Here is a 14464-nt window from a genome sequence, read left to right on the forward strand (position 1 = left end):
ACAAGACACCACAGGATAGCAATTACTAGTATTGTAATTATTTTTAAAAATTAAAAATATACAAATGAAGATTTTTAAAATAGTTTTAATTGGATTGGTATTGGCCCTGTACTCATGTAAAGAAAACACTCATCAAATTAAATTTACAGAAATAAAAGTAGAAGCACCTTTTGAGATGCCTGCTATTAAAACACCAGATTTTAGTAATTGCAAACAATTTTTAATTACCGATTTTGGAGCAGTTCAAGGCGATAAAGAAAAAACCTCTAAAGCTATTGCAGATGCCATTTTTGAAGCTAACAAAACTGGCGGAGGTGTTGTAGTTATCCCCGAAGGTGAATGGTTAACAAAAAAAATTCACTTCAAAAGCAACGTAAACCTTCACTTAAACAAAGGTGCTGTTTTACTTTTTTCAGAAAAACCAGAAGATTATTTACCTGCAGTTCACACCACTTGGGAAGGTATGGAATGTTATAATTACTCGCCACTTATTTACGCTTTTAAGTGTGAAAACATTGCCATTACAGGTGAAGGTAAGCTAAAAGCAAAAATGGATATTTGGGAAAAATGGTTTGCACGCCCAGAACCACACATGCAAAGTTTAAAACGCCTTTACAATTTGGCATCGTACAACAAACCTGTTGAAGAACGTCAAATGGTAAATGATACAGCAAATTTCCGTCCGCATTTTATTCAATTTAATCGTAGTAAACATATTTTACTTCAAGGTGTTTCTATTGAAAACAGTCCTTTTTGGACCATTCACCCTTACCTATCAAAAGATGTGGTTATTAGAAATTTAAACGTATATGCACACGGGCACAATAACGATGGTGTAGATCCAGAAATGAGTGAAAATGTTTTAATTGAAAATTGCATTTTTGATCAAGGTGATGATGCTATTGCAGTAAAATCAGGCAGAAACCAAGATGCTTGGCGCTTAAATACGCCTTGCAAAAACATTGTAATGCGTAATTGCACCATGAAAAACGGACATCAATTATTAGCAATTGGCAGTGAATTATCTGGCGGTATAGAAAATGTGTTTGTTGAAAACTGTAACGTGGTTGACGGTGCTAAAATGTTCCATTTAGTATTTATAAAAACCAACGAACGTCGCGGTGGCTATGTAAAAAATATTTTTGTTAAAAACATTAACGCTGGTGCTATTCAAAATGGCATTCTTGGTATTGAAACCGATGTTTTATACCAATGGCGCGATTTAGTACCAACTATTGAACGACGCTTAACACCTATACAGGATGTGTATTTAACAAATGTAAAGGCTACCAAAACAGAATTTTTATCACGCATATTAGGTCAAGAAGAGCTTCCTGTAAAAAATATTTTTCTTAATAATGTAGAAGTTGATTCTATTTCAAATCAGAAACTTATCCATGAACATGTTTTAAATTTCAATATAACACCCAATTAGTCTTACTTATTGGTTAAATATTACAGGATGCCACAGGATAGAATAAATACAAACAACATCTATTTTTATTTAAAATTACAACATGAACCTTTTTAAAATACTATTCACTTTCTTAATTATCTTGAATTTTTCTTGTGGTGTGAAGCATACAAAAAAAGAGACACCTCAAATTCCTCTTATGGAAACTAGTAAAGAAAGTTCTCTTGCTAAAGTTTGGATAGACGCTTCAACAGGACATAAAATTGAAAAACTGGTTAATAGAAATGGCAATAATTATAGTTTTTACTTTCATAACAATCCATTTATAAAGTCTAAAGACGGAAACAGTGATTTAATGATTTTTTCTGGAAGAACTGAAACTAGCAGTCAGTATTTTACAGTTAACTTAAAAACAAAAGAAATACAACAAATTACAAATACTAAAGGAAGCAAACGCGGTGAAATTTTAGGAACAAAAACCCGCAAAGTATTTTATATGGTTAACGACAGTGTTTTTTCAACACATATAGACACGCACAAAACGGAATTTATATACGAATTTAATGATGATGTGATTGGCTCTATTTCAACTTTAAATGCCGATGAAACACTTTTAGGTGGTGCTTTAATAACAAAAGAAGAAAACGAGATTTTTAAAAAAAATCCGTCTAAATCAAGCTATTTTGATAAGATATACGAAGCAAAACTTGAAAGAAGTTTAATAACCATAAATGTAAACACCAAAGAATACAACAACTTATATTCTGAAAATGCCTGGTTAAACCATATTCAATTTTCACCAACCAATCCTGATGTATTGATGTATTGCCATGAAGGACCATGGCACAAAGTAGACCGTATTTGGAACATAAACATTAAAACTAAGAAAACTGAGTTGGTTCATAAAAGAACTGTTGATAGAGAAATTGCAGGTCACGAGTTTTTTAGTCCTGACGGAAAAACCATTTGGTTCGATCTTCAAATACCAAGAAGTGTTACATTTTATGTAGCTGGAAAAAATATTGAAACAGGCGAAGAAACACGCTACGGTTTAAAACGAGATGAATGGTCTATTCATTTTAATATTTCACCAGACCAAAAAACTTTTGCTGGCGATGGCGGCGATGAAGGTCAAGTAGCTCGTGCAAAAGATGGTATGTGGCTGTATCACTTCATACCAAAAAACGATAGTTTAGTTTCAACAAAATTGGTTAATATGAAGAACCATAATTATGATTTAGAACCTAATGTGCATTTTTCACCAGATGGCAAACAAATAATTTTTAGAGCAAATTTTGAAGGAAGCACTCAAATTTATGCTGTGGATATTAAAAAACATTCATTAAATTAACAACATGCAACATAAAAATTTACTAGTATTATTTACTTTAAGTGTTTTTACATTTACAACTATTCAAGCACAAAACAACAATGTTTGGCCTAAAAACACTTCGCAAACAAAAACTTGGGCACGTTGGTGGTGGATGGGTAGTGCTGTTGATAAACCAAATTTAAAGTCTAGCTTAATCGATTTTCAAAAAGCGGGTATTGGTGGCGTTGAAATAACCCCTATTTATGGTGTAAAAGGGCAAGAAGCCAATTTTATTGATTTTTTATCACCAAAATATTTAGAAATGCTTGACTACACCATTAAAATTGCAGATAGTTTAGGCATGCAGGTTGATATGGTTTTAGGCACAGGCTGGCCTTATGGCGGTTCGCATGTTACAGCGCCTTACGCTGCCACTAAACTAGTAATTGAAACGTTTGAAGTTAAAAAAAATGAAAAAATAACCAAAACCATTACTGTTGATGCCTCTAAAGAGAAAATGCCTGCAGAACTAATTCATGTTTTGGCTTATGGCAAAAATGGTGCTTTTTTAGATTTAACAAACCAACTAAATGGCAATCAATTAAAATGGAAAGCTAAAAAAACAGATTATACGGTTTATGCCGTATTTACAGGCAAAACTGGGCAACAGGTTAAACGAGCTGCTCCTGGAGGAAAAGGTTATACACTAGACCATTATTCAACCGATGCTTTAAATGCATATGTACAACCTTTCAATAAAGCTTTTGAAAGTATAAAAAACAAACCAAGAGCTATTTTTAACGATAGTTACGAGGTGTATGGCACCGATTTTACTCCCCAATTTTTTCAAGAATTTGAAAAACGCCGTGGTTATGATTTAAAAAAATACATGCCGCAACTTTTAAGTAAAGACGATACTAATATTGATAACAGAGTAAAAAGTGATTATAGAGAAACCATATCTGATTTGCTACTAAATAAATTTGATATTCCTTGGACCGAATGGGCTAATTCCAAAAACTTCAAAACCAAACTGCAAGCCCATGGTTCACCTGGTAATTTAATTGATTTGTATGCTTCCGCTGACATTCCTGAATGTGAAACATTTGGTTCTATGCCGTATAATATACCAGGTTTTAGACGCGATGCAGAAGATATACGAGAAGGTGATGCAGATCCAGTGATGCTAAAATTCTCCTCATCGGCAGCTCACATATCAGGAAAACAACTTACATCTTCAGAAACATTTACTTGGTTACGCGACCATTTTAAAACAGCCTTATCGCAATGTAAACCAGAAGTTGAAGACTTGTTATTAAACGGCATCAACCATGTGTTTTTACATGGTTCAACATATTCACCTAAAGAAGCTGTATGGCCAGGTTGGAAATTCTATGCGTCTGTAAACTTTAATGCAACAAATACTATTTGGGAAGATGCACCAGCATTATTTTCATATATAGCAAATTGCCAATCGATGCTTCAATCTGGAAAACCGGATAACGAAACCTTACTTTATTGGCCAATTTACGATACATGGGGCAAAAATTTAGAAAGCACTTTGTTCTTTGAGTTCAAAATCCATTCTTTAAAAAAATGGCTACACGGAACGCCTTTTTACAACACAACCAAAAAGCTAATGGATAGTGGTTATAGTCTTGATTTTATTTCAGATAAATTCATTTCACAGGCAACTGTTAAAAACGGACTTATTGTTTTACCCGGTGGCAACTACAAATCGTTAGTTATTCCGCAATGTAAAAAAATGCCTTTAAAAACTTTAGAAAAGCTAATTGCTTTAAAAAAAGAAGGTGCACATATTATTTTTGAAGGCTTACCACAAACGGTTCCTGGTTTTTATGATTATGAAGCTCAAACCAAAAAATTAGTAGCAACTATTTCAAACAACAACACACTTTTAGAGCCAACTTCAAACCTGTTTAAAAATTTGGAACTTGCTAATATATATCCTGAAACATTGGTTAACACTGGATTAAAATTCACAAAAAGAGAGTTAAATGGTGAAAAAATATACTACTTGGTAAACCATACATCTAAAGTAATAGATGATTTTATTCCATTAGCAATCACCAATAAAGAGGTATTAATTTTAGACCCTTTAACCAAAGCTTATGGTAACGCCGCGGTTAAAAAAACAGATAAAAACACGTTGGTTAAGCTTCGCTTAGAACCTGGGCAATCGTTCATTCTTAAAACTGAAAACACAAAATCACAAGAAGATTGGAATTATTACGAAAAAGAAAATAAATCCATCAATTTAGAAGGTGAATGGACTATTGTTTTTGAAAAAGGTGGTCCAGAATTACCTGTTTCATCTAAAATGAAAACATTACAATCTTGGACAAATTTAAGTGCAGAAGCCGAAGCCTTTTCAGGAACCGCAACTTATACATTACAATTTGATGCACCAACAATTGAGGCTGATAATTGGAATTTGAATTTAGGTGATGTTCGAGAAAGTGCCAAAGTATGGCTTAACGGTACGTTTATTGGCAACCTTTGGTCTGTACCATTCAACATCAATTTAGGAACACTAAAAAAAGGCAAAAACGAGTTAAAAATTCAAGTTACCAATTTACCTGCTAATAGAATTCGAGCTAAAGAACTTAAAGGCGAAGAATGGAAAATTTTCTACGAAATAAACATGGTAAACAAAGATTACGAAAAATTTGATGCTACCAAATGGAAGCCAATGCCTTCTGGTTTACTAGGACCAATAACAATTACACCACTAAAAAAAATTAAATTATATAAATAAGCTTCATATGAAAAAAAATATAGTAATCATTTTTATTTCCGTTTTCAGTTTTCAAACTGTAATTGGTCAAATTTCAGACAAAAAGAAAGTTCTAGAACACATGCAACTTGCCAATCAATACTTTATGGATAAATGGCAAGATGTTGGCAAAACCATTGTTACTAACAAAGAACGCCCAAGTAATATTTGGACGCGTGGTGTTTATTACGAAGGACTTATGGCACTTTATGAAATTTACCCAAAAGAAGCATATTACAAATATGCTTATGATTGGTCTGAATTTCATAATTGGGGTTTTAATAGCGGAAATATAACACGTAACGCAGATAACTATTGTGCTGCACAAACCTATATTGATTTGTACAATTTAGAACCAAACGCTAAAAAGTTAAAAAACACAAAAGCTTGTATAAATATGCTTTTAAACACACCGCAACTAAACGATTGGTCGTGGATTGATGCCATACAAATGGGCATGCCTGTATTTGCAAAATTAGGTGTTTTAGAAAAAGACAATCGTTATTTTGAAAAAATGTACAATATGTATATGTACACCAGAGACAAACATGGTGATAATGGATTATATAACCCAAAAGACGGACTTTGGTGGCGCGATGCCGATTTTGATCCGCCATACACAGAGCCAAATGGAGAAGATGCTTATTGGAGCAGAGGTAACGGTTGGGTTATTGCAGCATTAGCTAAAACTTTATCTATTATACCAGAAAATGCACCACATAGAGAACAATATATTATCGATTTAAAATCGATGGCAGAAGCCTTAGTTCCAATTCAAAGAAAAGATGGCTTTTGGAATGTAAGCCTACACGATCCAAAAAACTTTGGTGGTAAAGAAACTTCTGGAACAGCTTTGTTTGTTTACGGTATGGCTTACGGTGTAAACAACGGTATTTTAGATAAAGCAAAATATTTACCAATAATTGAAAAAGGATGGGATGCATTGATTAAAGAAGCGTTGCACGAAAACGGTTTTTTAGGTTTTTTACAATCAACAGGAAAAGAACCTAAAGATGGGCAACCGCTTTCTTATGATAAAATTCCCGATTTTGAAGATTATGGCTTAGGATGTTTTTTATTGGCTGGAGCTGAAATTTATAGAATACAGTAATTTATGAAATACATAGTATTCACTTTTACATTTTTTATTGGCTTTATTACAATGCTAAAAAATGTATATATAGTAAATACAAAAAAAAGTAATCTGCCTGATTTTGAAATTTTTACCTCTCAAAATCAGGCAATTATTTTATATGACATTAAAGGCAGTTCACTAGATTCTATTTCAGCCTATTTATTAGCTGAAGATATTTATCAAGTAACCAACTACAAACCAAAAGTTATTACAAAAATAAAAGAAGCTAAAGGCAATGTAATTGTTATAGGAAGCATAAAATCTAAACTTATTGGTAACTTTTTAAACCAAAAAGAGTTGTCTTCATCATTCAAAAATCAATGGGAAAGTTATTTATACAAAACCATATCAAATCCCAATAAAAAAATAAAAAAAGCCTTGGTAATTTCTGGTACAAATGCGCGTGGTGTTGCTTATGGTGTTTTTAATATCTCAAAAAAAATTGGCGTAAACCCTTGGTATTGGTGGGCAGATGTACCTGTTAAACAAAGTAAGGAACTCATTTTAAAACAGCTAGATTTTTATAGTAAATCCCCATCCGTAAAATATCGTGGTATTTTTTTAAATGATGAAGATTGGGGCTTGCAACCCTGGGCAGCCAAAACCATTGAACCCGAAACAGGCGATATTGGACCAAAAACATATTCAAAAATTTTCGAATTATTATTACGCCTAAACGCAAATACCATTTGGCCCGCTATGCATCCAAGCACTAAAGCCTTTTTTTATTATCCAAATAATGCTAAAATAGCAGAAGCATATCAAATAGTAATAGGAACATCGCATGCAGAACCTATGCTGTGTAACAATGTTGATGAGTGGAATAAACAAGCCTTTGGCGATTTCAATTATGTTACCAATAAAACCAACGTAATTAACTATTGGGAAAACCGTGTGAAAAATGCTAAAAACCTTAATGCCATTTACACTATGGGTATGCGCGGGGTACATGATAGTGGTATGGAAGGTGTGAAAAATAATTATGAAGCAGTTCAATTATTAGATGGCATTATTTCAGACCAAAGAACCCTATTAAAAAAACACATCAACCCAAAGGTTGAAACCATTCCGCAAGCCTTCACGGTTTATAAAGAAGTGTTGGATTTATATAAAGCTGGACTTAAAGTTCCTGATGATATTACACTTGTTTGGACTGATGATAATTATGGTTACATACGTGCCTTAAGCAACATTGAAGAACAAAAACGTAGCGGTGGCTCAGGCGTTTATTACCATGCTTCCTATTGGGGAAGACCACACGATTACTTGTGGCTTGACACTACAAATCCGCATTTAATAAGAGAAGAAATGATGAAAGCTTACAACCTAAATAACCGAACCATTTGGATATTAAATGTAGGCGATATTAAACCCGCCGAATATAGTACGCAACTCTTTTTAGATATAGCTTATGATGCAGAAAAATTTCAAAATTCCAAATATACAACATCCCATCAACAACAATTTTTTGATGATATATTCGGAAAGGCATTTTCAAAAAACATCACCAAAATAAAAGAAACTTATTATCAATTAGCTTTTGAGCGCAAACCCGAATTTATGGGTTGGAGCCAAACAGAACCAACTACGCAAATTTTTAATACCCAATACAACCCTTTTAGTAATAACGACGAAATTACCCAACGCATCAATGCTTATGAAACTATTGAGAAAGAAGTAAACTCCATTGAAAACGAATTACCCAATACTTTAAAAAGTGCTTTTATGCAATTGGTAAGTTATCCCGTAAAAGGTGCTTCAAATATGAATAAAAAATTCTTGTATCGAGATAAAGCTTTAGCATATGCCAAACAAGGAAGAAAAAGTGCTTCCATTTATAAAAATTTATCAAATGAAGCTTTTTTAAACATTGAACACTTAACAGAAAATTACAATCAATTATCTAACGGAAAATGGAATGGTATAATGGATATGAAACCAAGAAGGCTGCCTGTTTATGAAAATCCTACAATTGAGTTTCCTGAAAGTCATTCAAAAGAACTTGTTGGTGTTTCCATTGAAGACACTTTAAAAACACTGCAAGGTTTAAATTGCTTACCTACGTATTATGTTGGTGATTCAAAATCATATTTTATTGATGTGTATCTAAAAAATTCCGAATCTGGAACTTGGCAAATAAAGCAACATCCTAATTGGATAAAAACCTCTAAAATTTCAGGAGTTTTAAATACTTCCGAAGCATTAGAAGAACGAATTTATATTTCAATCGACTGGGATTCTTGGATAAAAACAGGTAAACCATCAACCGAAACGCTCATAATTCAAACCAATTCCGAAGAAATACCAATACAAATACACATTTCTAACAGTTATAAAAATATAACTCAAAATAGCTTTGTTGAAAAAAATGGTTACGCAATTTTATATGCAAATCAATATTCTCAAATTAAAAATAAAGAAAATTTAAGTTGGCAAGAAATTAGTGGATTAGGACATTCTAAATCGGTTATGCAGTCAAGTCCATTACATGCATCTTCTAGTACAAACCATGAAAACGCTCCTGTTTTGGAATATGAAATTTATACTGAAACAATTACTAACAAAGCTAATATTACACTTGTAGCTATTCCTACACATCCATTAACAACAGATGGCGAACTTAAGGTTGCAGTGCAATGGAATGATGAACCAATACAAATTGTTAATTTTAAAACAGAAGGTAGAAGTAGTGAGTGGAAAGAAAATGTACTATCTAACAAAGCCATAAAACAAATACATGTTCCTATTAAAAACACAGGAAAGCAAAACTTAATAATTTATATGATTGATGCTGGCGTTTTGTTAGATTATTTTGTTTTAAATACTTCTGGCAAAAAAACTTTACCTTACAAATTACCCAACGAAACTAAATTGTAATGCTAATAAAATTAAACAAATTCATCTTCCTTATAATTGTAACACTAACTACAAATTTATTTTCTCAAGAATTTGAAAGAACAAAATACAATTTCAATTCTGATTGGAAATTAAAAACTGGTGATTATAAAGAAGCCGAAACAATTAATTTTAACGATGCTTCTTGGGAACATGTTACACTTCCTCATGCTTACAACCAAAATGAAACTTTCTTGAAAGAAATTACAGATTTTACAACGGGTATTGTTTGGTATAGAAAAGCATTTAAGTTACCTGAAGGAATTTTAGATAAAAAAATATTTATTGAATTTGAAGGTATTAGGCAAGGTGGTATTATATATGTAAACGGACAAAAAGTGGGCATGCACGAAAATGGCGTTATGGCTTTTGGTTTCGATATTTCAGAATTTGTAAAACCCTATCCTTTTGAAAATGTAATTGCACTTCGTATCGATAACGATTGGAAATATAAAGAAACGGCAACAGGTGCATCATACCGCTGGAATAATACAAACTTTAACGTTAATTTAGGCGGCATTCCTAAAAATGTTTACCTACATATTACAGATAAATTATATCAAACCCTTCCACTCTACTCAAATTTAAAAACAACAGGTGCTTATGTATATGCCAAGGCAATTGATATTGAACATGCAACTGCAACCATACATGTTGAGTCTGAAATTAAAAATGAATTCAGCACTTCTAAAACTGCCGAGTTACAAATTGAAATTTATGATTTAGACGGACAAAAAATATCTGAATTTTTAGGAGACAAAAAAACGTTACTGCCCGGAGAAACCTCCATTTTAAAAGCAAACAAATACCTTGAAAATTTACATTTCTGGAGTTGGGGTTATGGCTATTTATATACAGTAAAATCTATTTTAAAAGTAGATGGAAACATTGTAGATGAAGTAAGTACTAAAACGGGCTTTCGTAAAACCGCATTTAGAAAAGGCGAAGTTGTTTTAAATGATAGGGTTATTCAAATAAAAGGATACGCTCAACGCACCAGTAACGAGTGGCCGGCAATAGGCATGTCTGTTCCTGCATGGATTAGCGATTACAGCAACAAAATGATAATTGAAAGCAACGGAAACCTAGTACGCTGGATGCATGTTACCCCATGGAAACAAGACGTAGAATCTTGCGACAGAGTAGGCTTAATGCAAGCGATGCCAGCTGGAGATGCTGAAAAAGATTCTCAAGGCTTTAATTGGATACAACGTACATCATTAATGCGAGACGCCATTATTTACAATAGAAACAACCCTAGTATTATTTTTTACGAATCTGGCAACGAATCCATTAGCGAAGCGCACATGTTTGAAATGAAAAGTATACGAGATACTTACGATCCGCATGGTGGACGTGCTATTGGTTCTCGCGAAATGCTAGATAGTCGCGTTGCTGAATATGGTGGTGAAATGTTGTACATAAATAAAAGTGCTGGCAAACCACTTTGGGCAACAGAGTATTCTAGAGATGAAGGCTTACGAAAATATTGGGATGAATTTAGTCCGCCATTTCACAAAGATGGTGAAGGTGGTACAACACATTCAAACGTAAATGGCAGTAAAGTAGCAGATGCTAGCCCGTATAACAGAAACCAAGATTCGCACGCCATTGAAAACGTTACCAGATGGTACGATTACTATATAGAAAGACCTGGAACAGGAAACAGAATAAGCTCTGGTGGCGTAAATATTGTTTTTTCTGATACCAACACCCATTTTAGAGGTGCTGAAAATTACAGACGAAGCGGAGAGGTTGACCCCATGCGTATTCCTAAAGACGGCTTTTTTGCTCACCAAGTTATGTGGAATGGTTGGGTAGATATTGAAAAATATAGCAGTCATATTCTTGGGCATTGGAATTACACAAAAGATGTTATAAAAAATATTTATGTGGTTTCTTCTGGTGATAAAGTTGAACTTTTTGTAAATGGAGCATCAAAAGGATTCGGTAAACAAAGCAAACAGTTTTTATTCACTTTTGAAAACATTCCTTGGGAAGCAGGAAGCATTAAAGCTATAAGTTACGATAGTCAAAACAACATAGTTTCTGAAACTTCAAAAACAACAGCTGGTGCTCCGTTCGAAATAAAACTAACATCTCATGTAAGTCCAACAGGTTTTTTAGCAAATGCAGCAGATGTTGCATTGATTGATGTTGAAGTGGTTGATAAAAATGGCAATAGATGCCCAATAAACAATAACCTTATTGAATTTTCATTAAAAGGTAATGCTACTTGGTTGGGTGGTATTGCAAAAGGTCCAAACAATTATATACTTTCTAAAACATTACCTGTTGAAAATGGCATAAACAGAATTATGATTCAATCTGGATTTGATGCTGATAACATAACCGTTTCAGCAAAATCGAAAGGCTTAAAATCTGCTAAAATCACCTTAAAAACTATTCCTGTTACATCAATAAACGGTCTTTCTAAACAATTACCAGATATTAATATGCCATCAAATTTAGGTAAAGGACCAACGCCAAAAACACCTTCTTATACAGTAAAAAGAAAACCAGTTTTTATAAGTTATGCAACCGCTTTATCCAACCAAGAAACCGTTTACAATAGTTTTGATGATAATGAATTAACCGAATGGCGTAACGATGGTAAAATAAAAACAGGCAAAATTACTTATACTTTAACCAAGCCATCATTAGTAAATGAATGCGTTGTAAAATTTACAGGATGGCGTACAAAAAGTTATCCTATTCGTATTTTAGCAGATAGTAAATTAGTATATGAAGGTAGTACAGAACGTAGTTTGGGCTACATCACTATACCAATAACTCCAGTTTTAGCAAAAGAAATAACTATTGAATTAATAGGCTTAAGTTCTGAAAATGATGCCTTTGATAAGATTGTAGAAATAGATCCCAATGCAGAATTAGATATGTTTAAAGACAAAGAGTCGGTTGATGCAAAAGGACAATTACGCATAGTAGAAATAGAATTTTATGAACAATAAGATGAAGAATTTAAAAAAAACAATGCATTTAGGATTAGGTTTAATTTTGGCAATTTCTACGCCATCGTTATCTCAACAAAAAATAATACCGCTTTGGGATAAGGTACCAAATGCCATAGAAAATAAATCATATCAAGAAGAATTTAGGTTAGACACTGATGGTAAACCAAATGCCATTAAACAAGTAACAACACCTACCCTTAAATTATATTTGGCAAACAATAATAACACTAAAAATACGGCGGTAATTATTTGCCCTGGAGGTGGATATTCTGTTCTTTCTCATATAAAAGAAGGTGATAAAATCGCAGAATGGTTAAATACGATTGGTATTTCGGCATTTGTTTTAAAAAACAGACTACCAAGCGATCTTATTATGAAAGATAAAACTATTGGTCCGCTGCAAGATGCTCAAGAAGCAATAAGAATGGTTAGGCGACATGCTAAAGATTGGAATATAGATCCAAATAAAGTTGGTATTATAGGTTTTTCAGCTGGTGGCCATTTAGCATCAACAGCATCTACACATTATAATGATGTGGTTTATGCTTCAGATCAAACGAGTGCGCGTCCAGATTTCTCGATGTTAATTTATCCCGTTATCTCAATGGAAGATGGTATTACACACAAAGGTTCCAAAGAAAACTTACTTGGTAAAAATCCTTCCAATACAGTAATTGAAAAATATTCTAACGAGAAACAAGTGTCTAAAAATACACCGCCAACCATTTTAGTACACGCCACAGATGATGGAGCTGTTCCTGTTGAAAATTCTATTAACTACTATTTAGCTTTAAAAGAAAATAAGGTACCTGCAGAAATGCATATTTATGAAAATGGCGGACATGGATTTGGTTTGGGCAGATTTGGAACACACCTTAATTGGCCAAAAGCTTGTGAAAATTGGCTAATAGCTAATAAGTTTATTCCAGAAAAAGAAGTTTACATATTTTCATATTTTAAAGGAAATGGAGAAGATGGTTTGCATTTAGCATACAGTGAAGATGGCTTTAAATGGACTTCTTTAAAAAACGACACCTCTTTTTTAACCCCAGAAGTTGGCAAAGATAAATTAATGCGCGACCCATGTATTATAAAAGGTGGAGATGGTTATTACCACATGGTTTGGACCGTAAGTTGGACAGATAAGGGTATTGGCTATGCATCATCAAAAGATTTAATTAATTGGTCTAAACAAAAATTTATTCCAGTTATGGAACATGAAAAAGAAACACGCAACACTTGGGCTCCAGAAATAACGTATGACGAAACTACTAAGGAATACATGATTTATTGGGCATCAACAATTACAGGCAAATTCCCAGAAACCCAATCTACAGAAGATAATGGTTACAACCACAGAATGTATTACACCACTACTAAAAATTTTGAAACCTTTTCACCTACCCAAATATTATACGACCCTGGTTTTAATGTGATTGATGCTACTATTCAAAAACAAAATGATAAGTATGTTATGTTTCTAAAAGATGAAACCAAAAAACCTGTTCAAAAGAATTTAAAAGTAGCTTTTAGTGATAACTTAACAGGACCTTACACCAAAGCCAGTGAACCCATTACAGGAAACTATTGGGCTGAAGGACCAACCGCAATTTATATAGATGGAAATTGGGTGGTTTATTTTGATAAATACAGAGATCACAAATATGGTGCTATTCAATCTACAGATTTAAAAACTTGGGAAGATATTTCAGAAAAAATAGAATTTCCAAATGGCACAAGGCATGGTAGTGTTTTCAAAATACCTTATAATGTTTTTTCAAAGTTGAAAAACAACTAAGTTATACACCCAATAAAATTGCACTTTATCTATTTTTCTCCTTATTACAGGTAAGTACAGGATGGAGCTATCTTATTACAGCCCTAATTTAGAAGGATATAGGTTATTTCATTCGTGATTTCTTATGAAAAAAAGCCA

The 14464-nt window shown here is 33.1% G+C and carries 7 protein-coding genes; all 7 read left to right on the forward strand.

The window, feature by feature from the left end; translation table 11 throughout:
* The first annotated feature begins 64 nt into the window (after positions 1 to 64).
* The 7 genes from ACFQ1R_RS08565 to ACFQ1R_RS08595 all read left to right on the forward strand — a co-directional run bounded on the left by ACFQ1R_RS08565 (position 65) and on the right by ACFQ1R_RS08595 (position 14326).
* Positions 65 to 1435 (forward strand): glycoside hydrolase family 28 protein, encoded by a 1371-nt coding sequence (locus ACFQ1R_RS08565; protein WP_379925742.1) that lies wholly within the window; start codon positions 65 to 67, stop codon positions 1433 to 1435.
* A 139-nt stretch (positions 1436 to 1574) separates the two neighbouring features.
* Positions 1575 to 2765, forward strand: coding sequence for an oligogalacturonate lyase family protein (locus tag ACFQ1R_RS08570; protein ID WP_379925743.1), 1191 nt, complete (start codon positions 1575 to 1577; stop codon positions 2763 to 2765).
* 4 nt (positions 2766 to 2769) lie between these two features.
* Positions 2770 to 5505, forward strand: coding sequence for a glycosyl hydrolase (locus tag ACFQ1R_RS08575; RefSeq protein WP_379925744.1), 2736 nt, complete (start codon positions 2770 to 2772; stop codon positions 5503 to 5505).
* A gap of 7 nt (positions 5506 to 5512) precedes the next feature.
* On the forward strand, positions 5513 to 6634 hold the full coding sequence (locus ACFQ1R_RS08580; protein WP_379925745.1) for a glycoside hydrolase family 88/105 protein: 1122 nt from the start codon (positions 5513 to 5515) through the stop codon (positions 6632 to 6634).
* 3 nt (positions 6635 to 6637) lie between these two features.
* Positions 6638 to 9535 (forward strand): glycosyl hydrolase 115 family protein, encoded by a 2898-nt coding sequence (locus tag ACFQ1R_RS08585; RefSeq protein WP_379925746.1) that lies wholly within the window; start codon positions 6638 to 6640, stop codon positions 9533 to 9535.
* Positions 9535 to 12525 (forward strand): glycoside hydrolase family 2 protein, encoded by a 2991-nt coding sequence (locus ACFQ1R_RS08590; protein WP_379925747.1) that lies wholly within the window; start codon positions 9535 to 9537, stop codon positions 12523 to 12525. Before ACFQ1R_RS08585 ends, ACFQ1R_RS08590 begins: the two co-directional genes overlap by 1 nt.
* Position 12526: 1 nt before the next feature.
* Positions 12527 to 14326, forward strand: a complete 1800-nt coding sequence (locus tag ACFQ1R_RS08595) for a prolyl oligopeptidase family serine peptidase (RefSeq protein ID WP_379925748.1) — start codon at positions 12527 to 12529, stop codon at positions 14324 to 14326.
* Positions 14327 to 14464 lie beyond the last annotated feature (138 nt).

The sequence above is a fragment of the Mariniflexile jejuense genome (assembly GCF_042675665.1).
Taxonomy (GTDB): domain Bacteria; phylum Bacteroidota; class Bacteroidia; order Flavobacteriales; family Flavobacteriaceae; genus Mariniflexile; species Mariniflexile jejuense.

Excerpts from the sequence above, each read along its gene's own strand:
- ACFQ1R_RS08595 (WP_379925748.1), top strand. The coding sequence starts at position 12,527 with ATGAAGAATTTAAAAAAAACAATGCATTTAGGATTAGGTTTAATTTTG.
- ACFQ1R_RS08575 (WP_379925744.1), top strand. The coding sequence starts at position 2,770 with ATGCAACATAAAAATTTACTAGTATTATTTACTTTAAGTGTTTTTACA.
- ACFQ1R_RS08565 (WP_379925742.1), top strand. The coding sequence starts at position 65 with ATGAAGATTTTTAAAATAGTTTTAATTGGATTGGTATTGGCCCTGTAC.
- ACFQ1R_RS08585 (WP_379925746.1), top strand. The coding sequence starts at position 6,638 with ATGAAATACATAGTATTCACTTTTACATTTTTTATTGGCTTTATTACA.
- ACFQ1R_RS08580 (WP_379925745.1), top strand. The coding sequence starts at position 5,513 with ATGAAAAAAAATATAGTAATCATTTTTATTTCCGTTTTCAGTTTTCAA.
- ACFQ1R_RS08590 (WP_379925747.1), top strand. The coding sequence starts at position 9,535 with ATGCTAATAAAATTAAACAAATTCATCTTCCTTATAATTGTAACACTA.